This window comes from Frigoribacterium sp. CFBP 13729, assembly GCF_014841875.1.
Lineage (GTDB): Bacteria > Actinomycetota > Actinomycetes > Actinomycetales > Microbacteriaceae > Frigoribacterium.
Genome location: NZ_JACYUR010000003.1, coordinates 140,170 through 164,171, shown reverse-complemented (window position 1 = coordinate 164,171; position 24,002 = coordinate 140,170). Strand labels below are relative to the sequence as shown.

Here is a 24,002-nt window from a genome sequence, read left to right as displayed (position 1 = left end):
CCCGGGCGCCGAGACCGGACGTCGGGGGCCGCCGCTACGGTGGGCGCATGCCGAACCTGCTGCACCTCGACTCGTCCGCCGACACGGCGACCAGCCGGTCGCGCGCGATCACCGCCTCCTTCGCCGACGCCTGGCGGTCGCTCGGCGACGACCACACGGTGACGCGCCGCGACCTGCACGTCGACCAGCTGCCGCACCTCAGCGACCCGGCCCTGCACTGGCCCGCGCGGCTGCGGCTCCCCGGCGCCGCCCCCGCCCCTGCCGCCGAGGCGCTCCAGGCCGAGCTGATCGCCGAGCTGACGGCCGCGGACGTGGTCGTCGTCGGCGCCCCGCTCTACAACTACACGGTGCCGTCGACGCTCAAGGCCTGGCTCGACAACGTGCACCTGCCGGGGGTCACCGCGCCCTTCGACGGCGACGACCAGCAGCCGATGCTCGGCCGTCCGCTGCTGATCGCGACCAGCCGGGGCGGCTCGTACGACGTCGGCTCGCCGACCGAGGGCTGGGACCACGCGGTGCCGGTGCTCGAGCAGATCCTGGGGTCGACGCTCGGCATGGTCGTCGAGGTGATCGCCGTGAACCTCACCCTGAGCGGGCAGATCGCGATGCCCGGCGGGGCGCGCGAGCGAGCCGAGCGCGAGCTGGCCGAGGCGCTCGCGGCGGCCGCCGACGCCGCGCGCCGACTCGGGTGAGCGGCCGTGCCGGCCGCCTCGGCCGCCGCGCGCAGATCGTCGCGGCCCGGGTGCTCGGCTACCTCTCGGCCGTGCTCGCCGTCGTCGGCGTCGTGACGCTCGCCAAGGGCAGCCCCGGCGTGGGCGGCCTGCTGTTGCTCGCCGCCTTCGTGCTCGTCGCGATCGCGTACGCCTTCGTCCGCAGCGTGAACCGGCGCAGCGTGGACCGGCGCAGCCCGGACCGGCCCGGACCGGACCGGCCCAGCTCGCGGCGCGGCTCCCGCCTCAGGCGACCCGGGCGATGAGTCCGCGGCCGTAGTTGAGGCGCGACTGGGCCTCGAACAGCTGCGCCTGGCCGTCGGGCAGCGCGGGCTCGAAACTCTGGTGGGTGAACGAGCCGTTCGTCGCGGTGAACTGGACGAAGCCCGAGCGGCGGTCCGCCTTGACGAAGAAGAACGCGATCGCCCCCAGGCCGATGATCGTCCAGAAGAACAGCACGAGCAGCACGACGCCGAGGGCGATCGCCCAGCCCGGCGTGTAGCGATCGGTCCGCGACAAGTCCTGGACGAAGAGCTGCGTGCCCGCGAGCGGACGCGTGCCCGACGGGGTCACGAGCTCGTGCTCGGTCAGGGTGATGTCGCCGTACTGGACCAGCGCACGGGGAGGCGTGGGCCGGCGGGGCGGGACGGGGACGAGCTCGCTCGACATGAGGGCCTCTCGACGATCGGGGTGAGGTCCCAGGATGGCGGTCTCGCGGTCCGGGCGCCAACCCCCTCGCGGGGGAGGAGCCCGGGGCGGCGACCGGGCACGCCGTCGGCCCCGCTGTCGGCGGCAGCGCCTAGGGTCGGACCATGCACAGTCGCACCCTGGGCCGCACCGGCCGCGAAGTATCCGTCATCGGCCTCGGCACCTGGCAGCTCGGCGCCGACTGGGGCGACGTCAGCGAGAGCGACGCGCTCGAGGTGCTGGGCGCCTCCGTCGAGTCGGGTGTCACCTTCTTCGACACCGCCGACGTCTACGGCGACGGCCGCAGCGAGAAGGTCATCAGCAGGTTCCGCGCGGCGAACCCCGATGTCCCGCTGACCGTCGCCACCAAGATGGGCCGCCGCCTCGACCAGGTGCCCTCGAACTACGTGCGCGAGAACTTCATCGCCTGGACCGACCGCTCGCGTCGCAACCTCGGCGTCGACACCCTCGACCTGGTCCAGCTGCACTGCCCGCCGTCCGCCGTGTACGACGACGACGCCGTCTACGACGCGCTCGACGAGCTCGTCCAGAACGGGGCCATCGCCTCCTACGGGGTGTCCGTCGAGGAGGCGCAGCAGGCGCTGACCGCGATCGCCCGCCCCGGCGTCGCGACCGTCCAGATCATCCTCAACGCGTTCCGGCTCAAGCCGCTCGACGAGGTCCTCCCGGCGGCTCAGCGGGCCGGGGTCGGCATCATCGCCCGCGTGCCGCTCGCCAGCGGGCTGCTCTCGGGCAAGTACACGAGCGAGACGACGTTCGCCGAGAACGACCACCGCACCTTCAACCGCCACGGCGAGGCCTTCGACCAGGGCGAGACGTTCAGCGGCGTCGACTTCGAGCAGGGCGTCCGCGCCGCGCAGGAGTTCGCCGCGGCCGTGCCCGACGGCGTCACCGTGCCCCAGGCGGCACTCGCCTGGATCGTCGACCAGCCGGGCGTCAGCACCGTCATCCCGGGGGCGCGCAACGTCGAGCAGGCGAAGGCCAACGCGGCGGCCGGCGACGTCGAGCTCGAGGAGGGCCTCGACTCCGAGGTCGTCCGCATCTACGACGAGTACTTCCGCGGGGCGGTCCACCCGCGCTGGTGACCTCGTGAGAGGCCCGAGATCGACCCCGGCGCGCGCGCCGACGTCGATCCCTGGCCTCTCGTGTGCCCGGCCGGGCCGCGGCCGCGCTCGCACCGGGCCGCCGTCGGGCTCCGTCGGGCCCGGTCGTGCTCGCGCCGGGGTACAGCGACCTGACCAGCCGGGCAGCCGCCCCGGCGTAGACCGGGGTCATGGCCGACAACATGTACACGCCCCAGAACCCCATCGAGCAGTACCCGCAGCCTCCCTTCGAGCCGCAGCAGCAGTCCGCGCCCGGCGACGTCCACGCGATGAAGCCCGAGCCCGACCACGGCGAGACCAGCTACGTCGGCAGCGGCCGTCTGGTCGGTCGCAAGGCGCTCGTCACCGGCGCCGACAGCGGCATCGGCCGTGCGACCGCCATCGCCTACGCCCGTGAGGGTGCCGACGTCGCGCTCAGCTACCTCCCCGAGGAGCAGGCCCAGGCCGAGGAGGTCGCCCAGCTCGTCCGCGACGCCGGACGCACCGCGGTGCTGCTGCCCGGCGACCTCCAGGACGAGCAGACCAACGCCGAGGTCGTCGAGAAGACGGTCGCGGAGCTCGGCGGGCTCGACATCCTCGCGATCATCGCCGGGGTCATGCCGACCGTCGACAGCATCGACGACTTCGAGACGAAGACGCTCGACCACGTCCTGAAGGCCAACATCTACCCGCTGTTCTGGCTGACGAAGGCGGCGTCGCCGCACCTGGAGCCCGGGGCATCGATCCTCACGTGCTCGTCGATCCAGGGCTTCCAGCCGTCGCCCTCGCTCGCAGAGTACGCCGTCTCCAAGGCCGGCATCGCCAACTGGACCCGTGCCATGGCCCAGCAGCTCGCCGAGCGCGGCATCCGCGTCAACGGCGTCGCCCCCGGCCCCGTCTGGACCCCGCTGCAGCCCGCGTTCGTGCCGAACGAGAAGATCGAGACGTTCGGGTCGGAGGCCGCCTACGGCCGTCCCGGACAGCCCGTCGAGCTGGCCCCGTCGTTCGTGTTCCTCGCGAGCCAGGAGTCCAGCTACATCAGCGGCGAGACCATCGCGGTGACCGGCGGCACGCCGATCCACTGAGCCGCGCCTCCTGCGGTCGACGACGGCCCGTCCTGCTCCTGCGGGGCGGGCCGTTCGTCGCCCTCGAGGCAGCGTGTCGTCGCGATCCGAGACAGATCCTGTCCTGCACGTCCGTTCTGCCGCCTCCTCCGAGTCCCGGCGCGAGGATCACTCTCGAATTTGCGGGTGAGCCAGGGCCAGGGCCAGGGCCGGGGCTGGGGTCGGGTCCACGTGCCGCAATGCGAGACGGATCCTCCGTCGCGCGACCGCGTTGCCGCCTCCTTGCGGCCCCGGACTCAGGGACACTCTCAAATTTGAGAGTGTTCCGCGTCCGCGTCCGCGTCCGCGTCCGCGTCCGGGCTTCTGTCCAGCCCTCGTCCGCGCCAGCACCCGCTGCGCTCAGGACCAGCGCGTGCCCTCGCCCGCGAGCACGGCCCGGTACCCCTCGCGGAACGTCGGGTAGGCGAACGTGAAGCCCGTCCCGCGCAGCAGCCCGTTCGACAGCCGCTTGTCGCCGCCCGCCTGACGTCCCGCAGGAGGTGCGGGCTGCGGAGCAGGGACGCCCAGCTCCGCGGCCAGGAACTCCAGGACGTCGTCGAGCCGCGCAGGCTCGTCGTCGGTGCCGAGGTAGACCGGCCCGACCATCGCGAGCCCGGCGAGGTGGACGAGCGCGGCGGCGGCGTCGTCCCGGTGGATCCGGTTGGTGTGCGGCGACGTGCCGGGCGTCTCGGCCAGGGTCGCCGACCCGCCGCGCACCTGCTCGATCAGGCGTTCGCGCCCCGGACCGTAGATGCCCGAGAGCCGCACCAGGGTCGCGTGCGGTGCGCGGTCGCGCAGCAGAGCCTCCGCCTCGACCAGCACCGCGGCCGTGGGCGTGCCGCCGGTCGCGGGGGTCTCCTCGGTGACGAGCCCGCCGTCCTCGACGTCGTACACCGCGGTCGACGAGACCACGAGGAGGCGCGGGTCGGCCGCCGAGCGCTCGATCCCGTCGAGGACGTGCGCCAGCCCGTCGACGTACGTGGCGCGGTACTCGTCGGGGTCGCGGCTGCCCGCGGAGAGGGCGACCACGACGACCGTCGCGTCGTCGTCGATCACGGGCACCTCGGTGCGCAGGTCGACGGCGCGGCCCTCGAGCTGCTCGGGCAGCACCTCCGGCCGACGGCGCAGGCCCACCACGCGATGCCCCTCGGCGGCGAACCGCAGGCCGGTCTCGGTGCCCAGGTCGCCGCAGCCGGCGATGACGATGCTCATCGATCGAGCGTACCCACGGAGGTGCGGCCCGGCCTGGGCAGGGCGCCCCGCGCCTCCTGTCTGCCGCTGCCGCCGGAAGCTGCAAAAGCCGACCGGAGAGCCCGCAATAGTGGCAATTCCGGCCGCCCGATGCGGTTTCGAGGCCAGGTGGTCGGCATTTGCCGCTTCCCGCCGCCGCGGGCCGCGCCTGCCGCAGGCGTCGACCCCGGAACAGCGGACGCGGGCCGCGCCGCCTGCGGACACCGACCGCGAACACCACCGCCGCCGACTGTCAGTGCAGCAAATGCCGACCGGAGAGCCCGCAATAGTGGCTTTTCCGGTCGCTGGATGCGGTCTCGAGGCCAGACGGTCGGCATTTGCGGCCAGCAGCCAGCGGCAGGCAGCTGTGCCCGGGCAGGCGGCAGCGAGTTCGGGACGGGTGCGGCGGCTCAGAGCCGTTCGAGCGTCGCCGGGTCGAGCGTCCCGTCGAAGAACCGCGCGAGCGCGCGGGCGAAGCGCTCCTCGGAGGGGTCCGCCTGGGCGAAGAGCGTCAGCGACGAGTGCAGCTTCATGGCGTCGACCTCGCCGAGCACGTCTGCGGCGGAGGGAGCGTCGGCACCGTCGGGCAGCTCGAGCAGGGCGTCGACGCAGTCGAGGAGGCGCGGGCCGAGCACCGGGTGCGCGAGGAACGCCCGGGCGGCACCGACCGTCTCGAGGGCGAAGCGCCGCGAGGTCGCGCTGGTCCCCAGCCCGGCCGCCTGCGGGAACACGAACCACATCCAGTGGCCGCGCTTCCGGCCGGCGCGCAGCTCCCGCAGCGCGTGGTCGTACGTGCCGTCCGCCTCCTGGGCGTCGACGAAGCGGTCGAGGTCGTGGCGGGAGAGCAGGTCGTCGTCGGTCATCGTCCCGGTCTACGCCCCGCGGCGGAGCCGGGTCAGGGGGCTGGTGCGCCCGCCTCCGCACGAGCTAGTCTGGTCGGCTGCCCGGATCGGGCGGCGCGTCCCCGCCGCACGCCCCCGCGGCCCGAGAGACCACGATGACCTCCACCGCCGAGCCCGGCCGCGAGCCCGTCCCCGAGACGCCGACGCACGCCGTCGAGACGCCGACGCACGCCGTCGTCGAGCAGATCCCCTTCCCCGCGTCCGTGTCGCCGGACGCCGCCGACGCACCCGCTGCCGCCGACTACGTCGCCGCCGTCGACCTCGAGAACGCCGTCCGCCGCGCCGCGATCGGCTCCGACGAGCTCTCGTGGGAGCCCGACGAGCAGCTCCCCCACCTGCTCGACGAGGTGCACAGCGACCACCGGCTCTTCGGCGTGCGCGAGCAGGGCCGCCTCGTCGCGGTCGGCTGGTACGAGACGCGACGGGAGGGCGACGCGGCGACGACTGCGTGGCTCGACGTGTCGGTGCTGCCCGAGGCCCGCCGCCGCGGCCACGGCACGCTGCTGGCCGAGCACCTCGAGCAGCTCGCCCGCGCCGAGGGGCGGACGCAGGTGATCGCCTACGTGCGCTCCCGGGGCGAGGGCGAGCCGCGCCTCCTTCCCCCCACCGGTGCCGGGTCCGTGCCGCGCGAGAACGGCGAGGTGCAGTTCTTGCTCGCGCGGGGGTGGGCGCTCGGCCAGGTGATGCGCTGCAGCCGGCTGCCGCTGCCCCCGGACGAGGAGGCGCTCGGCACGGTCCGCGAGCGCGCCCGGTCGGCCGCGGGCGACGCCTACCGCCTGCACACGTGGGTCGGCCGTTCGCCCGGGCGCTGGGTCGACGACCTCGCCGCGCTCGAGACGCGGATGAGCACGGACGCCCCCGCCGGCGGCCTCGACGAGCCGGAGGACGTCTGGACCGCCGAGCGCTGGCGCGACGAGGAGGAGCGCTCGCTCTCCGGTCCGCGCACCCGGTTCACGGCGGTGGTCGAGCACGTCGCCTCCGGCCGGCTCGTCGGGTTCAGCCAGGTCGAGGCGCCGGCCGACCGCGCGCGACCGGCGTTCCAGCAGGACACCCTCGTGCTGCGCGAGCACCGAGGTCACCGGCTCGGCTGGCTGCTCAAGGTCGCCACGACCGACCTCCTGCAGGCCGAGCGACCTGGGCACCCCGCGGTGTTCACCTTCAACGCGGAGGAGAACCGGCCGATGCTCGACGTCAACGAGGCCGTGGGATTCGTGCCGTTCGAGCACGAGGGGGCGTGGAGCAAGAAGCTGTAGGCCAGCTCCGCCCCGCTCCGGCGCCGCCCGCGACCTACGCCGTGAAGTCGGCGCTGATCTCGGCGTGCACCTCGATGTCGGCGGGGGCGAGGTCGAAGCCGCCGCCGCCTCCTGCGGGCGACATCGCGGCGCGGGCGAGGCCGAACGTCGTCGCGCCGCCCGCCGCCCCGGGGCGCAGTCCGGGCTCGAAGACGGCGACGAGCACGGGCTGCGACAGGCCCAGCGCCTCGGCGTAGTCGCCCGCTCGCGTCACCGCGTCGGCCACGGCCGCGACACGGGCCGCCCGCTCGGCCTCCGCCCGCGAGTCGTGGCCGAGCGACCACTCGAGCGCGTCGACCGAGACGCCGTCGACGCGGGCCAGCTCGGACACCCAGGCCGAGAGCGCCGCGAAGTCGCTGAACCGCACGACGACGACCGATCGCGCCCGGAAGCGGGCGGGCAGGTCGGGGTCGGGAGCCGAGGAGGTGCCGTCCGCGTCCCAGCGGACCGGCGGGGCCACGGGGCCCACGGTCACGTCCTGCGCGCTCCACCAGGTGGCGGCACCCTGCCGTCGGTGCCCCGTGGCCTGCTCGGAGACCTGCGCGTGCAGCGACTCGGCCTCGGCGACGACGGCCGCACGGTCGGTGCCCTCGGCGACGAGCGACAGGTGCACGACCCCCCGCTCGGCGCGGTGCCGGTGGACGACGGAGCCGGTGACGGCGATCGTGGTCATGGTGCCTCCTCGAGTGGCGGGCGGTCTGCCGGGGCGGGGCGCGCCTCCTCGGCGGTCGACGCTCGGCAGGCCGGGCTCGGCCTCTGGGGCCGGGCTGCGCCTCAGGCTACGGGCGCCTCGCCCGCGCCGTCGAGCACCGCGGGAGCCGTGACCCGCGACATGAACGCTACGAGGTCGGCGAGCTCCTCCTGCGAGACGCCGTGCGCGAGGCCCGGGTAGACGGTCTGCTCGGCGTCGGCGTGCGCCTCGAGCCAGGCGGAGGTGCGCTCGACCGCGTCGACCGGGATGATCGAGTCGACGTCGCCCCGACCGTAGAAGACGGGCGGTCGGACCTCGGCGAGGGCCTCGTCACGGGCAGCGGACGCGGCCGCGGTGTCGGGGTCGGCGTCGGAGGCGGTCGGCACGACGAAGCCCGCCAGCACCGCGGCGAACTCGAAGCGGCGAGGAGCGTGGCGCAGCAGCTGCAGCGACAGCGAGCCGCCCTGCGAGAAGCCGAGCAGGCTGACCGAGGGGTGCGCGTCGCCGAGCGAGTCGAGCCAGGCGAGCACCGCCTCCGCGGCGTCGTCCACGGCGCCCGCCGACGGTGCGCCCGGCGTGCTGAGCGGGTACCAGGAGAAGCCGTCGCCGTGCGGCATCGGGGCGCGCAGCGACGCGAGCACGACGTTCTGCGGCAGGTAGGGGGCGAGCCCGATCAGGTCGCCCTCGTGCGACCCGACGCCGTGCAGCAGCACGACGAGCGGCCGCCCGGCCCGGTCGGGCTCCTCGACGGACCAGCGGACGAGGGCGGGATCGATCGTGACCATGCCTCGACCCTGCCAGACGGGCTGGCGGGACGCGCGCCTCCTCGGGGCTCGGAGAGCGTTTCGTCACCCGACCGTGACGAAGGCCTAGTAGACAGGGGCCATGAGCTCCGTGCAGACCCCCGACCCCACGCCCGGCGACCCCAACCCGGGCTGGCTGTCCGAGGAGGAGCTGTACACGATCCGGCAGCGCATGCCGATCCTCTACGTCGAGGCGGTGCCGGTGCGGACCGACGGCATGGGCGTCGTGACCGAGGTCGGGGTGCTGCTGCGCGCCTCCGAGGAGGGGTCGATCTCGCGGATGCTCGTCTCGGGGCGCGTGATGTACGGCGAGAGCCTGCGGACGGCGCTGTTCCGCCACCTCGAGAAGGACCTCGGGCCGATGGCGTTCCCGCAGCTGCCGCCGTCGCCGGTGCCCTTCCAGGTCGCCGAGTACTTCCCGCTGCCGGGCTCGTCGGTCTACACGGACGCCCGCCAGCACGCCGTGTCGCTCGCGTACGTCGTGCCCGTCACCGGCACCTGCGACCCCCGCCAGGACGCGCTCGAGCTCACCTGGCTGACGCCGCACCAGGCCGCGTCGGACGACGTCGCCGGCGAGATGGAGGGCGGGCGCGGAGCGCTGCTGCGGAGCGCGCTCGCCTCGGTCGGCGCGCTGCACTAGCGCGCCCGCGCTGCGCGCTGAGCGCTGCGCGCCGCGGCCGTGCTGCGCCGCCGCACCCCCGAACGTGCAACACACCCCCGAATTCGAGGGTGTGTTGCACGTTCGGGGGTGCCCGGTACAGGCTGCGGCGCTGAGTTGTCCACAGGCCAGGAGGCACGGGTGGCGTCACCGAGGACGCCTAGGTCATCCTCGGTCCGTGTGCGACACATCACTCGAACTCATCCACAGGTCCGATGTCGTCCTGGACGGCGGCGATGCGACGTCCCTCGGCCGGGACGCGCGACGCGGCACGCTCGTCCGCCTCGCAGCAGGGGTGTTCGTCCGTGAGGCCAGGTGGAACGGCGCGTGCGGCCGACATCGCCACATCGCCCTGGCTCGCGCGGTGGTCTCACGCCTCGGCCCCTCAGCCGTCCTCTCCCACGGCTCCGCCCTCGCGGTGCACGGCTTCCCGGTGCTCGGGGACCGGCCGTCGCGGGTCCACGTCCTCGCGCCCCGGAGGACGACAGCGAAGGTGAGTCCGCTCGTCCATCAGCACGCGGCCGCGGCTTCGCCGATCGTCGTCGAGGTCGTCGCGGGTCTCCGCGTCGTGCCCGCCGCGAGAGCGGCCGTGGACGTGGCGCGCGTGGGCGAGCTGCGTGCTGGTGTCGTCCCTCTGGACCACGGTCTGCACGTCGGTGCGTTCGACCGGGCGGAGCTCGAGGCAGTTCTGGCCGCGATCCCCCGAGTCCCGGGCAGCCGACGGGCCGCGGCCGCCGTCGCCTTCGCCGACGGGCGGTCGGAGTCGCCGGGCGAGTCGATCAGCAGGGTGGCAGTGCACACGGCGGGGCTGGCCGCACCCGTGCTGCAGCAGCGTTTCCCGGAGCACGGGCCGACGATCGGAGTGGTCGACTTCTGGTGGCCCGAGTTCGGCGTCGTCGGCGAGTTCGACGGGGAGGTCAAGTACCGCGACCGGGAGACGCGCGGGGGGCGGAGCCCGGAACAGGTCGTCGTCGACGAGAAGAACCGGGAGGACGCGCTGCGTGCTCTGCCGGAGGTGCGCACGGTCGTCCGCTGGAGCTGGTCGGACGCGCTCAGGGCTGAGCCGCTCGTGCGTGCCCTCGTCCGTGCCGGCGTGCGCTGACCCTGCCACGGGGGAGGTGTCGAGTCTCCACGCACCCCCGACCGTGCATCACACCCCCGGATTCAGGGGTGTGATGCCTCGTCGGGGGTGTGAGGCGGGCGCGGGCGCGCGGGCGCGGGCGCGGGCGGGGCGCAGCGCGACGCCCCCGGGCGGCGCGGTGGCGCCGCCCGGGGGCGTGGGTGCAGGTGGTGCGTGGGGCCTAACGGCCGCCGCGCTGGCCGCCGCCGCTGCGGGGCTTGCCGCCGACGAGTCCGCCGACCTTGAGGCCGCCGGGGCGACCGCCGTCCGAGGAGGCGCGACGCGAGCCGCCGCCGGAGCGACCGCCCTGCGAACGCTCGCCCTGCGACGCCGCGAAGTCGGCCTGGTCGTTGCGCACGGCGTTCGTGCGGCTCTGGCCGCCGTCGCTCTGGGCGCGGCGTCCGGGCTGGCGGGTGCCGCGAGCCTCGGCGTCGCGGGCAGCGCCGTCGCGGGCGCCGCCGTCACGAGCGCCGCCGTCGCGCACCGGCGACACCGCGCCGCGGCCCGACTCGGTCGAGTAGAACGTCGAGGCGCCGCCGCGGGGAGCAGCGTCGCGCGAGCGACCGCCGTCACGACCGCCACGGGGTGCCCCGTCACGACCGCCCGAGCGGGCGGGCCCGCCGTCGCGACCCGCGCCTCCTGCACGCCCGCCGCCCGCAGCGGGACGACCCGAGCGGTCGGCACGAGCGATCGGGGCGCCGGTGCTGTCCTGGCGAGCGGCGCGCTTGCGCTGGGCGTTGGCGCCCTGCGAGCGACCTCCGCCGCCTCCGCCGTTGCCGCCCTGCTGCTGCTGGACGGCCGACTTCGGCAGGGGCTTCACGTACGCGGCGACCTCGCCGACGAGCGCCGCGACCTCGGGGGAGGAGGTCGTGACGGCCGTGGTGGTCGGCTTGATGTCGGCCTTCTTCATCAGCTGGGCGACGTCGCGCTTCTGGCTGGGGATGACGAGGGTGACGACGTCGCCCTCGGCTCCGGCTCGGGCGGTGCGGCCCGAGCGGTGCAGGTACGCCTTGTGCTCGGTGGGCGGGTCGACGTGGATCACGAGCTCGATGTCGTCGACGTGCACGCCGCGGGCGGCGACGTCGGTGGCGACGAGCACGCGAGCCGAGCCGTCCTGGAACGCGGCGAGGTTGCGGTCGCGCTGCGGCTGCGACAGGTTGCCGTGCAGGTCGACCGAGGGGATGCCGGCCTCGGTCAGCTTCTTGGCGAGCTTCTTGGCGTGGTGCTTGGTGCGCATGAAGAGGATGCGGCGGCCCTTGCCCGAGGCGAGCTTCTGCACGAGGGCGTTCTTGCTGTCGAGGTCGGGCGTCTCGAAGACGTGGTGGGTCATCGCGGCGACGGGCGAGTTGGCCTCGTCGACCGAGTGCAGCACCTCGTTGTGGAGGAACTGCTTGACCAGCTTGTCCACGCCGTTGTCGAGGGTCGCGCTGAAGAGCAGGCGCTGGCCGTCGTTCGGGGTGGCCTTCATGATGCGGGTGACGCCGGGCAGGAAGCCCAGGTCGGCCATGTGGTCGGCCTCGTCGAGCACGGTGATCTCGACGGCGTCGAGCTTGATGAAGCCCTGCTTCATCAGGTCCTCGAGGCGACCGGGGCAGGCGATGACGATGTCGACGCCCGACTTGAGGGCCTGGACCTGGCGGTTCTGCGAGACGCCGCCGAAGATCGTCGTGGTGTTCATGCCGTACGCGGCCGCCATCGGCGCCAGGACGGCGTCGATCTGCGTGGCGAGCTCGCGGGTCGGGGCGAGCACGAGGCCGAGCGGGCGGCCCGGGCGGCGCTTGCCGCCGGCGAGCTTGCCGCCGAGGCGGGCGGCCATCGGGATGGAGAAGGCGAGGGTCTTGCCCGAGCCGGTCTTGCCGCGGCCGAGGACGTCGCGTCCGCCGAGGGTGTCGGGGAGCGTGTCGACCTGGATCGGGAACGCGTTCTCCTTGCCGTCCTTCGCGAGGGCGGAGACGATCGGGGCGGGGACCCCGAGTGAGGCGAACGAGACGGCGGGCGCGTCGGTCGCGTCGGCGGCCGGGACGACGGGGGAGTCGGTGGTGAGTGACATGCGTGCCTTTCAGGGGCAGGTGTCGAGCCGGGCCAAGGCTGCGGGCCACGCGTCTCGGTCGCCCCGACGCGTGGTCATGGGGTTCTGGAGAACGGCGGTGCAGAGCCGGTGAGCGGCTGTCGTAGCCGGGCTCGAGGTGTGGCGACGGTGCAGGTGTGCACGATCGTTTCGCCGCAGAGTGAGCTTCGCGCGCCTGCTGGGTGCCTGGGTGTGTGCCAGGGCGAGAGGCGAGGAGGGGCGTGCTACGACGCAGGGAGCCGGTCGGGCCGACTCGCAAGTGACTCCAGCTTAGCGGCACTCGTCGCAGAACGCGAGGAGGTGCGGTGCGGGCACGCGAGGAGGCGCGGGCCGCGCAGGCAGGGCGCGCACGCCGGGCGGGCGGGTCGTCCTAGGAGAACAGGCTGCGGATGGCCTTGCCGAGGGCCGTCCTCCGACGGTGCCAGCCGTGTGCGGCGAGGGTCCGTTTGACGGGACCGACGACCTTCGCCGAGTTGAACGTGTACGAGCCGGACGCCGTCCCGACGCTGCGCTCGGTGTTGATCTCCGACCGCTTGTACTCATGGGTCTCAGGCAGCAGCGTGATGCGCAGCCGGTAGCTGGAGCGGCTGTTGCCGAACATGCCCCGGGCGTCCTGGTACACCCAGGTGGCGACGATCCTGTCGCCCTCGACGGCGACCGTGAACGGGTTCGCGGGGTCGCGGCCGAGCGCGAGCAGCGCCTCCGTCACGACCTCGGGCGACGAAAGTGCCGGCGGCGCGGAGGAGGAGCCGTCGGGCGGCGTCGTCGCGGTCATGGGGCCACGCTAGCGGACAGGTCGTCCTGCCCCTGCCGCACCGTCCGTGCCGGGGCTCAGTGCGCCCCCGAGTACCGCTCGCCGACGGGGATCTCGACGGCCACGCGGTTGCCGGGCTGCGCGAGCGGGCAGGCCCACGCGGGGTCGTAGGCGCAGCTCGGGTTGTAGGCGAAGTTGAAGTCGAGCACGATCGTGCCCGGCTCCGAGCCCGGCCCGAGGTCGGCGCCCTTGACGGAGTCGATCAGGTACCGACCACCTCCGTAGGTGCCGCCCGGCTTGCCGGCGAGCGCGTCCCCGACCGGGACGAACAGGCCGCCCCCGTACGAGCGCAGCCGCCAGACGTCGAGCGAGCCGACGCCCGGCACCTCGACCCGGCCGACCCGGTCGAAGGGCACGTCGCCGTCGGTGCCCGTCTCGACGACCATGCGGTGCGGCTCCGCGGGCAGGATCGGCACCTCGAAGCGCCAGGCGGCGTCGTACGGCTTCGTCGGCAGGCCCGTGAAGTGCGGCCTGTCCTCGGGGAGCAGCGGCGTGACCGGGTTCGTCGTGAAGAGCTCGTCGCGGGTGCGCCGCCACAGGTCGTGCGCCGCCTCGAGGTCGGTCGCCTCGCGCACCTGCCGGTACAGCCCGTGGATCGTCCGGCGCCACGCGGCCAGCGCGAGGCCCGAGTCGGTGTCGGGCACGAGCGGCGCAGCCGCGCCGGCGTCGCCTGCGGCGGTGGAGGACGGGGAGGTGGGGGACGAGGAGGCGGGGGTCGGGTCGGTCACGCGGGCGACGGTAGTCCGGGCGCACTGTGTCGGTGCCAGACTCGACGGCGGGGAGCGAGGGGCGTTCCCCGGAACGAGGGGGAACACCATGCGAGCACTGCACACCGCTGGCAGCGTCGTCACGATCGCCGTGCTGGCCGCCGGCCTCGCCGGCTGCACCGTCGAGGCGAACCGGACCGTGTCGGCCGACAAGTTCGCCACGACCGTGGCGGACGGCCTGGAGGAGTCCGTCGGCACCCGGCCCGACGTCGACTGCGGCGACGAGGCGATCGACGTGGTGGACGGTGGGGAGGTCCACTGCGACGTGAACACGCCGGGCTACGACGTCGTCTACGACTCGCTCGTGACCATCAGCACCGACGGCGGCGAGGACTACCACGTGGACGTCGCCGTCGACGAGCAGCCGAAGGAGTAGGAGCAGGAGGGGCCGGGCGCGTCACGCCCCGGCCCTCGCGGTCAGCCTGCGTGCCGCGGGTGCGCCTCGGGTGCGCGCCAGCCCGGCGCGAGGGCGCGCATCCGGAGCGCGCGCCACTGCCAGACGAGCCAGAGCCCGGGCCAGAGCGCGATGCCGATCGGCCCGGCGTGGAAGACCAGGCGGTCGCGCAGCAGGGTCTCGTCTGGGCCCAGCGGTGAGACGGCCATGCGGTGGTCGATGCGCATCCGCGAGAACTGGCCGGCGGTGCCCTTCCCGGTGTCGCGCTGGATCCAGGCGCCGTCACGGTCGTGCCAGTCGAGGTCGACGTGCGTGTCGCCGAGGGGCAGCAGGCCCAGGATGTGTGCGGTCACGGGGTGCGCCTCCTCGGTCCAGCGGTCGGGGAAGCCCCCGGGCGCGAGCGAGCGGTAGCGCACCAGCGGCTTGGTCACGGCGACCATGACGGCGGGGTCGCGCAGGGCGTCGGCCGCGGCGTCGACGGGACAGGCGAGTCGGATCTTGAGCTGCACGTGCATGCGGACGAGTCTGCTCCCGTGGGCCGGGCGGCGGGCGCGGCGGGCCTGCTCGGCTCTCCTCTCCTCATCCAGGAACTTCGCTCCTGAGTCGCGCACCGGGGTGACTCGCTGTCCTGAGTCGTGCACGGTCCAGGAGGTGCGGGTCGCGATCTCCTGAACAGTGAGAGGCCCGAGGCGAGGACGCGGCGCGTAACGCGGCGCAACCCGCTGAGCCGAGGAGGCGCCCCGACCTACCCTGAGGAGGTGACAGCTCCGCAGACGACCCCGCAGCAGACGGCCTCGCACCAGCAGGAACCGCAGCAGCAGAAGCCGCACCAGTCCAAGTACCAGGTCCGCCTCGACCAGGGCGTCGCCGGTGCGGCCCGCGTCGCGTCCGGGGCGCACGTCGTGGTCGTGGTCGACGTCCTCGACGGGCACGGCCTGCTCTCGACGGTCGACGTGCTCGACGCGGTCGCCGCCGTCTCGGACGCCGAGGCGCTCGTGCTGCACGCGACCGCCGCCTCCTCGGCCGACGTCGCCCGCCGGGTCCTCGCGCGCCAGACCGAGCGGGGCGACCGCGCGGTCGTGGCCGTGGTCGCCGCGGGAGCGCTCGACGACGACGGGTTCCGGTCCGCCGTCGAGGACGTCCTCGCCGCGGGGGCCGTGGTCGACGCGCTCGCCGCCTCCGGCATCGACTTCTCGTCGCCCGAGGCCGCCGTCGCGTGCGCCGCCGCCGTCTCGCTGCGGGGGGCGCAGTCCCACTTGCTGACCGCCTCCTCGTCCGCTGTCGAGCTCGCGGCGACCGGACGCGAGGAGGCGCTGGTCGCGGCCCGCACGCCGGCCGCGGTCGCGACGGTGCACCGCGTGCCCTTCGTGGCCGAGGCGACCGGCCGAGTCGGCGGTGCGGCCGCCGACGGCGGTGCCCCGGGCACGCACCGTTCGCACGGGGAACAGAGCGAGTCGGCGTAGCGTTCTGCTCAGCACGCGGGCCGACCGAGCCCCCGACCAGAGGAGTGGACGATGAAGGCAGTTCTGAGCGACGGCACCGTGGTGGCCGAGGCCCCGAAGGACGAGCTGATCTCGATCGAGGGCAACTGGTACTTCCCGCCCGCGAGCGTCAACGACGAGCTCTTCGAGAAGAGCCCCACCCAGTACCACTGCCCGTGGAAGGGCGACACCCAGTACTTCAGCGTGAAGGACGGCGAGACGCTCCTGCAGGACCGCGCGTGGAGCTACCCGACGCCGATCCCCGCGTCGTTCGACCGCGTCGGCAAGGACTACACCGGCTACGTCGCGTTCTGGAAGGACGTGCAGGTCGTCGAGTAGGCGCACCTGTCGCCTCACACCCCCGAACGAGCAGCACACCCCCGAATCCGAGGGTGTGCTGCTCGTTCGGGGGTGTGGTGTGGGGGCGTGCGGGCTGCAGGCTCACCCGGGGGTTCGGCGTGACGCTGGCGCGTCACCGCTGAGCCGACCCGGGTTCGCAGGCTCACCCGGCGCGTTCGGCGTGACGCTGGCGCGTCACCGCTGAGCCGAACGCGCCCTGTGCGCACGGACCTTCGCCCGGTTGCCGCAGCGCTGCATCGAGCACCAGCGGCGGCTGCGGGCCCGCGACTCGTCACGGTAGACGAGACCGCACAGCGGGTTGGCACAGCGCCGGAGGCGTGACTCGTCCCCGCCGCCGAACCCCACCTCGTCGAAGAGCCGCACCCCGTCGCGGGCGACCGAGGCGAGCGCCTGACCCAGCCGCAGCCGCCCCGCACCGGCCTGACGGCGTCCCCCGGCGAGTGCGGGAGGCACGTCCGGCGTCGCGGCGAACAGGTTGAGCATGTCGACGTCGCCGGGGTCGGGCGAGGCCCCGTCGACCGCGGCGACGGCCAGCCGGGCGATCGCGTCGCGGAGGCCGCGGGCGTCCGCGAGCTCGCGGTCGGAGGCTCCGCCGCCGATCCCGGGGAACCGCTCGGCGAGCCAGTCGTCGAGGTCGGCGGGCAGCAGGAGGCCGTCCCAGGGCGACGAGCCGTCGATCGGCTGCGCGAGACCCGACTCGGGGCCGAGGCGCGAGCCGGCGCGGAACCCGCCGAGGTACGCGAAATCGAGCGCGAGCGCCCCGGAGTCGAAGAACCAGCGCGTGCCGGTGTCGGAGCGCAGCCACTGCCCAGTCGTCATCTGACCACCCTAGCTGGTTACGCAGCGGGGCCCGCGCCTCCTCTGCTCTGCGGCTCCGCACATGCCGACCGCGGACGTGCGACACGCCACGTGTGGAGGCGAATCCCGGGCGTGTCGAGGGCCTGCGGTCGGCATTTGCGGGCATGGCGGCAGCGGCAGCGGCAGCAAAGCGAGAGAGATCTGGCGGATGACTCCCCGCGGGTCTGAGTCCTGGGTCGCCGACGGGCGGATCCCTCTCAAATGTGAGAGGGATCCGCCCGTCGGGGTTCGGGGGGTCGGGCGCTGGGCGCCGGGCGCGAGGGCGCGACCCCGCGGCTCAGAGCCTCAGACCGCGCGCTTGGTCCAGGTGATGAGGTGCGCGGGGTCGTAGCGACGCGAGCAGCGACCGCAGGCGAGGGGCCGCTTCGGCTCCCGGTAGCGGAAGTGCTCGTGTCCGGCGGCGCAGACGCCGACCCACGGGGCCAGCTCGGAGGCGATGGCCCCGTCGTGCAGCCGGCCGCCGACGTAGCCGAGCTCGGTCGCGACGCTCTTCCAGCGCGGACCGTGGCCCGCCCGCGACCCGGCGACGGCGTGCGCGACCTCGTGCAGCAGCACCTGGTGGATCTCGTCGTCCTCGTACCTGCCCGCGAGGTGCCGGGAGACGGTGATCCGCTTCTTGCCGTAGTCGCAGAGCCCCGCACGGGTCTTGGCCGCGTCGAAGCCGAAGCTCCACACGGCAGGGTCGAGGTGCAGGGCGATCAGGGCGTCGGCCCAGCGCCGCACCCGGTCGAGGTCGGCCACGGTCAGCGCCTCCCGAGGGAGGGCACGGCCCGGGGCGTCACGAGGAGGTGCGGTGCAGCATCGACGCGCAGGTCAGCGCGCCGGGAACGGCCAGGTGGTCGGCTCGTCGTCGCGCGGCAGTCCGTCGACGACCCCGGTGACGCCGGTGGCGCCGCGGCGGGGCTCGCCGTCGTCGTCCACCGCGGGTGCGTCGACGACCACGGCACGCTCGCCGTCGCGGTCGCGGTGCCCGGCGGCGTTCGCCGCGAGGCTGGAGATCTTGCCCCAGAGGCTGGTGTCGGCGCGGGTCGACGGCTTGTCGAGCACGGGCTCCGACGGGGCGGCAGGCGCCGAGGAGGCGGCGGGCGCGTCACCGGGATCGATCCGCATCGCGGCGGCGAGGGCAGGCTCGATCGGCGCAGGGGCCTGCAGGGCAGGGGCCTCCGAGGCCGACGTGGCAGTCGCGTCGGACTCGGGCGTCGCGGGTGAAGTCGGGGCGGGCGCGGCGGAGGCGGGAGCAGGGACGTCCGCGTGCTCCGGGGACTGCTGCGCGCCTCCTTCGCCCTGGTCGCCGTGCCCGACGGCAGCGGACGTGGGCGACCCGTCCCCGACGCGGGGCAGGCCCGAGGGGTTCGTGTCGCCTTCCTCCGGCGGGGAGGCGACGGCCGCGTGGGCGCCCGCCGCGGCCCGGCCGATCGGTGTGACCGAGCCGGTCTCGCGGGCGTGCGCGGGGCCCTCGTGCGCGGCCCGCATCAGCCCCTCGATAACGGTGCGGAGCGCGTCGAGCCGGTCGCGGGCGGCACCGGCCTGCTCGTAGGCCGTCAGCGCGGCGGTGAGGACCTCGTCGCTCTCGTCGTACCGGCCCAGGTCGAAGAGCGTGTAGCCCTCGAGCTCGGCGGCGGTGGCCTCGAGCACGCGCCATTCCTCGGTGGAGGCGGTGATGCGGCTGGTGTGCAGGTCGCCGAGCGCGCGCTCGAGCTTGCCCTGCTCGCGCAGGACGTGCGCACGACGGATGCGCGCCGCCGTGGAGTCGGCTCGGTCGCCGGTGAAGTGGGCGAGGCGGAACGCCTCCTCGGCGATGGCCAGGGCCTCGTCCAGGCGGCCGAGGGTGCGCAGCAGGTCGGCGCGCTCGCCCAGGGCGGAGGTGCTGCGGCTCTGGCCGAGGGCCGTGAGGCGGGCCTCCGCGGTCCGCACGTCGACGGCGGCGCGGAGGCTGATCGGCTCGACGCCGGGCACGGGGCGGGAGGTGCGGCCCGAGGGCGCGTCGGAGCCCGGCGGCACGCTGCGGGGGCGGGTGCTGCCGGTCGCGGATCCGGGGTTCGAGTCGTGCTGGCTCATCGAGTACGAGGGTAACCGCAGGGTGCTCGTTCGGGCCGTCCGGCGCGCGCTCGGCACGGGTCCTCTCGGTTTCGATGTCGGGCCTCTCGAATATCGAGAGTGATCCGCCGCATCGTGGCCGAGCGAGTTGGGCTGCCAGTGACGGCCGAGCAGGATCTGTCTCGCTTTTGCGGCCGCGGCCGCGGCCGCGGCTGCGGCTGACCGACCAGCCCGCAGGAGGCGCGGGTCGGCCCCGCAGGACCCCCGCGGCGCTCAGTCGACCGGCTGCAGCGGCACGCTGACGATCCGGTCGTCGCCCTGCCGGGCGTCGCCGCGGCCGTCGGTGTTGTTCGTCAGCAACCAGAGCGTGCCGTCCGGCCCCGGCAGCACGTCGCGGATCCGCCCGAGCGACTCGTCGCCCGAGAACCGCTCGGTCGAGGTCGCCTCGCCGCCCTCGGGCACCTGGATCTCGAAGAGCGCCTCGCCGCCGAGCCCCGCCAGGAACAAGGTCGACCCGACGGCCGTGAGGCCGCTCGGGCTCGCCTGGTCGGTGCGCCACTGCAGCACCGGCTCGAGGAACCGGCCCGACGAGCCGGCCGGCCCCGACGACCCGGAAGACCCCGACGACCCGGCCGGCCCCGACGCGCCCCTGCCCTCGACCTCGGGCCAGCCGTAGTTCGCGCCCGGGGCGAGGGAGTTCAGCTCGTCCCAGGTGTCCTGGCCGAACTCGGCGACCCAGCCGCCGCCCCACGCGTCCCACGCGATGCCCTGCGGGTTGCGGTGGCCGAGGCTCCAGACGGGTGACCCGGGCATCGGGTTGTCGCTCGGCACGGCGCCGGTCGGCGACATCCGCAGCACCTTGCCGCCGAGGGAGGTCTCGTCCTGCGACGCGGTGTCGTCGGAGGCGTCGCCGGTGGTCGCCCAGAGCATGCCGTCGGGGCCGAAGGCGATGCGGCCGCCGTCGTGGTTGCGGGCGGCCGGGATGCCGGTGAAGACGTCCTCCACGGACCCGAGCCCGTACGAGCCGGGCTCGCCCGTCAGGGGCGCGCGCACGATGCGGTTGTCGTCGGCGGTCGTCAGGTAGGCGTAGAGGTACGAGGGCGACCCCGCGAGCACGGCCAGCCCCAGCAGGCCCGACTCGCCCTGGTGCACGACGCCGTCGAGGGTCGCGACGTCGCGGACCGACCCGTCGCCGGTCAGCTCGACGACGCGGCCGCTGTCGCGGAGGCTGATCAGGGACGACCCGGTGTCGAGCCGCACGACCGACCAGGGGGCCTCGAGGCCGGTGACCACGTCGGTCGGCTCGGCTCCGTCGGCGACGCGGACCGCCGCGGTGTCCGTGGTCGGCGCGACCGGACCGGGGCCCGGCGTCGTCTCGACGGGTGCGGCGGCGTCGCTCGCCGAGCGGGACGACGACGTGCCCGTGGACGCCTCGTCGCCTCCGGTGCAGCCCGCGAGCAGCAGGGCGAGGGAGGTCGTCACGGCGGCGGCGGCGACCTCGACGCGCGTGCGCCGGGCGGGCCGGTGTCGGGGCCGGTCTCGTGTCATGGGGTGCGCCTCCTCGTGCCTCAATCAGACACGAGGAGGAGCGGGCCGGGCGACGGGTGCGGCGCATCGTTGCAGGACCGTGACGAGTCCGTCACCCGACCGTGACGTGTGAGCGGTGCTCAGGCGCGCGCGGCGAGCTCCGCGCGGAGCGGCCAGTCCTGGCCCTCGAGGATGAGCTGCGCGGCCTGGCCGGTGCGCGTGTTGACGACGACCGGCGCGAGCAAGTTCACCGTCATGCCGCTGGCCGCGGGTGTCGCGACGACGAGCAGCAGCGCCTCTGCAGCGTCGTGCAGGTCGAGCCCGGTGGTCTGCTCGTCGGTCAGCACCGGCGAGTAGTCGGGCAGGTGCACGGCGGCGTCGAGCACGTAGAGCCGCACCTCGGACGACGTGTCCGTCGCCCGCAGCGCGAACAAGCCGGTCGCGCCCTCGACCTCGTCGAGGACGAAGTCGACCAGCGGCTCGAGCCCGAAGGGAGGCGCGACGAACGCCACGGGGGCGGTCACGGCGCTCATCGGAGGAAGTCCATCAGCGAGACCTGCAGCACCTTCGCGGTGACCTGCAGGGCGGCCTGGTACGAGTTGTTCTGCAGCTGCAGGTCGAGCACGGCCTGGCCGAGGTCGAGGTCCTCGAGCCCGGCGCGCTGTGCCTCCAGCGTGACCTTCGTGTCCATCAGGGTGTCCTCGGCTCTCAGCAGCTGGGCGTGTCGCGCGCCCATGTCGGACTGCACGCTGCGCAGGCCGGACACACGGGCGTCGACGGTGGTCAGGTGGGACGCGACGTCGCCTCCGGTGCGGAGGCTGGTCGCGATGTCGTCGATCAGGGCGAAGACGGAGGAGGCGCCGGTGCCGAACGCGGCGGAGCCGTCCGAGTCGACCGCGACGGTCGTCTCCGGCCCGATGCGGCGGGTGACGCTGGAGCCGGCGGTGCCGGTCCAGCTGTAGTCGGCGCGGAAGGCGACCCCGGCATCCGAGGTGCCGGCGAAGACGCTGCGGCCGTTGATGCTCGTGTTGGCGACGCCCAACAGGTCGGCCTTGAGGCCCTCCAGCTCGACGGCCACCGCCTCCTTGGCGTTCGGGGACAGCGAGCCGTTGGCGCCCTGCAGCGTCAGCTCGCGCACCTTGGCCATCAGCGAGTCGGCGGCGATCAGCGCGGAGTCGGTCGTGCTCAGCCAGCCGTCGCCGTCGGCGACGTTGCGGGTGTGCTGGGCGTGGGCCGACTGCAGGCTCTTCACGCGCAGGGCCTCGGCCGTGGCGGTGGGGTCGTCGGAGGGGCGGCTCAGCTTGTCGAGGCTCGTGGCCCGCTCCTGCGCCTGCGCCAGGCGCACGGAGCCCGCCTGCAGGTGCTGCTGCGACTGCAGCGCCGTCATCTGGTTCGTCACGCGTGTCAGCATCGTCCCTACCTCCCGACCCGGCCCATGCCGTTGATCAGCGTGTCGAGCATCTCGTCGATCGCCGTCATCACGCGTGCAGCGCCCTGGTAGGCGTGCTGGTAGCTGAGCAGCGAGACGTTCTCCTCGTCGAGGCTCACGCCAGAGCCCGAGAGCTGCCGGTTCTTCGCCGACGAGGCGGCGAGGTCGGCGAGCGACGACTGGGCCATCTCGCTCTTGGCGGAGGCCCCGATGCCGGCGACGATCGACGACCAGGCGCGGTCGGGCGAGCCCGACCCGACGCCGATCTGCGCGATGCGCTGCGCGACGGAGCCGTCGAGGGCTCCCGCGCCGCCGCCCGACGCGATCGAGGAGGCGCCGGTCGGCACGACCGTGAGGCCGCGTGCCGCCGAGACGCCGGGCGCCAGGGCGAAGAACTGGCCGGCGGGCTGGCCGTCGGCGCGGACGCCGCCGGCGTGCACGGCGTTGACCTGCGTCGCGAGCTGCGTGGCGAGGGCGTCGTACGACGCGGCGGCCTCGGCGAGGGCGCCGCCCTGTCCGCCGGCCGCGGGGCCGAGCAGCGAGACGGCACCGGCGAGGCTGCCGCCGTCCATGGCCACGGCGTCGCCGGGGCGGTGCGCCCACTCGACGGTCACGCCGGTCGAGGCGCTCATCGCGAACTCGCCCTCGACGACGACGCTCCGCGCCGTGGTGCCGCTGACGAGCGCGTTGCCGCCGATCAGGACGTCGACCGTGCCGTCGCCGGCGTCGCGGACGGTGCCGCCGGCGATCGAGGCGATCTGCTCGGTGAGGCGGGCACGGGCGTCGATCAGCTCGTTGGCGCTCGTGCCGTCCTGCACGGCCGAGCGGATGCGGCCGTTGAGGTCGGCGACCTGGCGGGCGGCGTCGTTCAGCTGGACGCCGAGGGTCTGGGCGGTGCCGCGGGTGGCGCTCCACTGGTCCTCGACGGCATGGTGGCCGGAGGCGATGCTCGCAGCGAGGGTCTTCGCCTGGCCGAGCAGCACCGAGGCGGGGCCGGTCTGGTCGGGGTGGCTGCCGACGTCGCTCCATGAGTTCCAGAAGGCGCCGAGCTGGGCGGTGATGCCCGTGCTGCGCGGCTCGCCGAGGCCCTGCTCGAGGGAGGACAGCGCGTCCGCGCGCACCGACTGGTAGCCGGCGGCGGCCGCGGCGCCGCGGACCTGGCCGTCGACGACGGCGTTGCCGAGGCGGGCGATCGCGTCGACCGCGACGCCCTGCCCGGGCACGACGCCCGCGCTGAAGCGGCCCATCCGGGCCGGGGCCTCGACCGAGCTCTGGCCGACGCGTTGGCGCGTGTAGCCCTCGGTGTTGACGTTGGCGATGTTCTGGCCGGTCACGTCGATGCCGGTGCGGGCGGCGACGAGGCCGGTGTAGGCGGTGTGCAGGCTGCCGAAGGTGCTGACCATCACAGCCGCCCGTCGAAGAGCTGGCCGCCGGAGACCTGGCTGCCGGAGGCGGCTCCCGCGCCGGCACGTCCGGCGCGCGACGCCGAGGCGCCCCCGACCGAGCCGCTGGCGTCGTAGATGCTGCCGGCGGCCGCGTCGGCCGCCGTGGCCATGGTCTCCTGCGTCGCCCGGGCGGCGGCGCGGAGGAACCGCTCGTTCTCGTCGCGCAGCTGCGCGATGCGGGCGGTGAGGTCGGTCATCGACCTCAGGTGAGCCGTGAAGATCTCTCCCCAGGGGCCTGCGGGAGCCGCGGCGATGATCTCGCGGAGGGGCGCCTCCTCGTCCGTGCCCCACTCCTGGGCGACCGACGAGACCTCGACGGCACGGGCCAGCCCGGCCTCGCGGAGGCGCTCGAGCACCTGCTCGACCTCGCGGGTCGCGTGCTCGATCCAGCGGGTGCGGCCGGCGGTGAGCAGCAGCTGCTCCTCCTCCAGCTTGAAGGTCAGCAGCTCCAGCAGCTCTCGCTCACGCCAGAGCAGCGCGGACAGCTCGTTCGCGCCCATGGGGCCTCCTCGGTCAGGGGGTC

27 protein-coding genes are annotated in these 24,002 nt (G+C 74.4%); 10 read left to right on the top strand and 17 right to left on the bottom strand.

All coding sequences use genetic code 11. From position 1 onward, the window contains the following. Positions 1-47 precede the first annotated feature (47 nt). Together IFT77_RS11210 and IFT77_RS11205 are read left to right on the top strand one after the other, a co-directional pair. Positions 48-692 (top strand): FMN-dependent NADH-azoreductase, encoded by a 645-nt coding sequence (locus IFT77_RS11210; RefSeq protein ID WP_192170019.1) that lies wholly within the window; start codon positions 48-50, stop codon positions 690-692. Continuing rightward, a complete protein-coding gene (locus tag IFT77_RS11205; protein WP_192040650.1) occupies positions 689-976 on the top strand; it encodes a hypothetical protein in 288 nt (95 codons plus the stop codon). The genes IFT77_RS11210 and IFT77_RS11205 overlap by 4 nt, the downstream gene beginning before the upstream one ends. On the opposite strand, the gene IFT77_RS11200 is transcribed toward IFT77_RS11205, so the two are convergent. Beyond that, complete coding sequence (locus IFT77_RS11200; RefSeq protein WP_192040651.1) at positions 957-1,379, bottom strand: hypothetical protein; 423 nt, start codon at positions 1,377-1,379, stop codon at positions 957-959. The genes IFT77_RS11205 and IFT77_RS11200 overlap by 20 nt on opposite strands. Before the next feature lie 143 nt (positions 1,380-1,522). On the opposite strand from IFT77_RS11200, the gene IFT77_RS11195 reads away from it, so the two are divergent. Both IFT77_RS11195 and IFT77_RS11190 read left to right on the top strand, forming a co-directional pair. After that, the gene (locus IFT77_RS11195) at positions 1,523-2,503 is read left to right on the top strand and encodes an aldo/keto reductase (RefSeq protein WP_192170018.1); all 981 of its coding nucleotides are present in this window, start codon (positions 1,523-1,525) and stop codon (positions 2,501-2,503) included. Between the two features lie 188 nt (positions 2,504-2,691). After that, positions 2,692-3,585: an SDR family oxidoreductase gene (locus tag IFT77_RS11190; protein ID WP_192170017.1), complete on the top strand. Its 894-nt coding sequence runs from the start codon at positions 2,692-2,694 to the stop codon at positions 3,583-3,585. Positions 3,586-3,963: 378 nt separating this feature from the next. Here the strand turns inward: IFT77_RS11190 and IFT77_RS11185 are convergent, their stop codons facing one another. Both IFT77_RS11185 and IFT77_RS11180 read right to left on the bottom strand, forming a co-directional pair. Next, entirely contained in the window at positions 3,964-4,815 is an 852-nt protein-coding gene (locus tag IFT77_RS11185; RefSeq protein WP_192170016.1) for an SDR family NAD(P)-dependent oxidoreductase, read from the bottom strand. Positions 4,816-5,243: 428 nt separating this feature from the next. Then, complete coding sequence (locus tag IFT77_RS11180; RefSeq protein ID WP_192170015.1) at positions 5,244-5,696, bottom strand: DUF1810 domain-containing protein; 453 nt, start codon at positions 5,694-5,696, stop codon at positions 5,244-5,246. Positions 5,697-5,830: 134 nt separating this feature from the next. On the opposite strand from IFT77_RS11180, the gene IFT77_RS11175 reads away from it, so the two are divergent. Beyond that, on the top strand, positions 5,831-6,988 hold the full coding sequence (locus IFT77_RS11175; protein WP_192170014.1) for a GNAT family N-acetyltransferase: 1,158 nt from the start codon (positions 5,831-5,833) through the stop codon (positions 6,986-6,988). Between the two features lie 34 nt (positions 6,989-7,022). On the opposite strand, the gene IFT77_RS11170 is transcribed toward IFT77_RS11175, so the two are convergent. Beyond that, entirely contained in the window at positions 7,023-7,700 is a 678-nt protein-coding gene (locus tag IFT77_RS11170) for an SIMPL domain-containing protein (protein ID WP_192040657.1), read from the bottom strand. A 101-nt stretch (positions 7,701-7,801) separates the two neighbouring features. After that, positions 7,802-8,503 carry an alpha/beta hydrolase gene (locus IFT77_RS11165; protein WP_192170013.1) on the bottom strand — a complete coding sequence of 234 codons (702 nt, stop codon included), beginning with the start codon at positions 8,501-8,503 and terminating at the stop codon, positions 7,802-7,804. A 100-nt stretch (positions 8,504-8,603) separates the two neighbouring features. Between IFT77_RS11165 and IFT77_RS11160 the strand changes: the two genes are divergently transcribed. Both IFT77_RS11160 and IFT77_RS11155 read left to right on the top strand, forming a co-directional pair. Beyond that, the gene (locus IFT77_RS11160) at positions 8,604-9,161 is read left to right on the top strand and encodes an NUDIX hydrolase family protein (protein WP_146902586.1); all 558 of its coding nucleotides are present in this window, start codon (positions 8,604-8,606) and stop codon (positions 9,159-9,161) included. A gap of 511 nt (positions 9,162-9,672) precedes the next feature. Then, positions 9,673-10,281 (top strand): hypothetical protein, encoded by a 609-nt coding sequence (locus tag IFT77_RS11155; protein ID WP_192170012.1) that lies wholly within the window; start codon positions 9,673-9,675, stop codon positions 10,279-10,281. A 199-nt stretch (positions 10,282-10,480) separates the two neighbouring features. On the opposite strand, the gene IFT77_RS11150 is transcribed toward IFT77_RS11155, so the two are convergent. The 3 genes from IFT77_RS11150 to IFT77_RS11140 form a co-directional block, all read right to left on the bottom strand. Further along, positions 10,481-12,349, bottom strand: coding sequence for a DEAD/DEAH box helicase (locus tag IFT77_RS11150; RefSeq protein ID WP_192040660.1), 1,869 nt, complete (start codon positions 12,347-12,349; stop codon positions 10,481-10,483). A 388-nt stretch (positions 12,350-12,737) separates the two neighbouring features. Further along, positions 12,738-13,142, bottom strand: coding sequence for a hypothetical protein (locus IFT77_RS11145; protein WP_192170011.1), 405 nt, complete (start codon positions 13,140-13,142; stop codon positions 12,738-12,740). Between the two features lie 56 nt (positions 13,143-13,198). After that, complete coding sequence (locus tag IFT77_RS11140) at positions 13,199-13,825, bottom strand: DUF1684 domain-containing protein (RefSeq protein ID WP_146903578.1); 627 nt, start codon at positions 13,823-13,825, stop codon at positions 13,199-13,201. Between the two features lie 172 nt (positions 13,826-13,997). On the opposite strand from IFT77_RS11140, the gene IFT77_RS11135 reads away from it, so the two are divergent. Continuing rightward, complete coding sequence (locus IFT77_RS11135) at positions 13,998-14,324, top strand: DUF4333 domain-containing protein (protein WP_192040663.1); 327 nt, start codon at positions 13,998-14,000, stop codon at positions 14,322-14,324. Between the two features lie 41 nt (positions 14,325-14,365). On the opposite strand, the gene IFT77_RS11130 is transcribed toward IFT77_RS11135, so the two are convergent. Continuing rightward, positions 14,366-14,857: a hypothetical protein gene (locus IFT77_RS11130; protein ID WP_192040664.1), complete on the bottom strand. Its 492-nt coding sequence runs from the start codon at positions 14,855-14,857 to the stop codon at positions 14,366-14,368. Between the two features lie 243 nt (positions 14,858-15,100). Here IFT77_RS11130 and IFT77_RS11125 point away from each other — a divergent pair, with 243 nt between their 5' ends. Both IFT77_RS11125 and IFT77_RS11120 read left to right on the top strand, forming a co-directional pair. Then, complete coding sequence (locus IFT77_RS11125; protein ID WP_192040665.1) at positions 15,101-15,805, top strand: hypothetical protein; 705 nt, start codon at positions 15,101-15,103, stop codon at positions 15,803-15,805. Positions 15,806-15,856: 51 nt separating this feature from the next. Continuing rightward, a complete protein-coding gene (locus IFT77_RS11120) occupies positions 15,857-16,162 on the top strand; it encodes a DUF427 domain-containing protein (RefSeq protein WP_123547613.1) in 306 nt (101 codons plus the stop codon). A gap of 195 nt (positions 16,163-16,357) precedes the next feature. On the opposite strand, the gene IFT77_RS11115 is transcribed toward IFT77_RS11120, so the two are convergent. From IFT77_RS11115 to IFT77_RS11080, 8 genes are all read right to left on the bottom strand, one after another. After that, on the bottom strand, positions 16,358-17,002 hold the full coding sequence (locus IFT77_RS11115) for a CGNR zinc finger domain-containing protein (protein ID WP_192040666.1): 645 nt from the start codon (positions 17,000-17,002) through the stop codon (positions 16,358-16,360). A gap of 324 nt (positions 17,003-17,326) precedes the next feature. Then, the gene (locus IFT77_RS11110) at positions 17,327-17,782 is read right to left on the bottom strand and encodes a SprT-like domain-containing protein (protein WP_123547615.1); all 456 of its coding nucleotides are present in this window, start codon (positions 17,780-17,782) and stop codon (positions 17,327-17,329) included. Between the two features lie 72 nt (positions 17,783-17,854). Then, positions 17,855-19,099, bottom strand: coding sequence for a tetratricopeptide repeat protein (locus tag IFT77_RS11105; RefSeq protein ID WP_192170009.1), 1,245 nt, complete (start codon positions 19,097-19,099; stop codon positions 17,855-17,857). A gap of 252 nt (positions 19,100-19,351) precedes the next feature. After that, positions 19,352-20,626: a sorbosone dehydrogenase family protein gene (locus IFT77_RS11100; RefSeq protein ID WP_192170008.1), complete on the bottom strand. Its 1,275-nt coding sequence runs from the start codon at positions 20,624-20,626 to the stop codon at positions 19,352-19,354. Between the two features lie 119 nt (positions 20,627-20,745). Then, positions 20,746-21,138 (bottom strand): flagellar assembly protein FliW, encoded by a 393-nt coding sequence (gene fliW, locus IFT77_RS11095; RefSeq protein ID WP_133738192.1) that lies wholly within the window; start codon positions 21,136-21,138, stop codon positions 20,746-20,748. Further along, entirely contained in the window at positions 21,135-22,004 is an 870-nt protein-coding gene (locus tag IFT77_RS11090; protein WP_370544925.1) for a flagellin, read from the bottom strand. The genes fliW and IFT77_RS11090 overlap by 4 nt, the downstream gene beginning before the upstream one ends. Positions 22,005-22,021: 17 nt before the next feature. Further along, positions 22,022-23,437, bottom strand: coding sequence for a flagellar hook-associated protein FlgK (flgK, locus tag IFT77_RS11085; RefSeq protein ID WP_192170140.1), 1,416 nt, complete (start codon positions 23,435-23,437; stop codon positions 22,022-22,024). After that, the gene (locus tag IFT77_RS11080; protein WP_123547621.1) at positions 23,437-23,979 is read right to left on the bottom strand and encodes a flagellar protein FlgN; all 543 of its coding nucleotides are present in this window, start codon (positions 23,977-23,979) and stop codon (positions 23,437-23,439) included. The genes flgK and IFT77_RS11080 overlap by 1 nt, the downstream gene beginning before the upstream one ends. Positions 23,980-24,002: the final 23 nt, after the last annotated feature.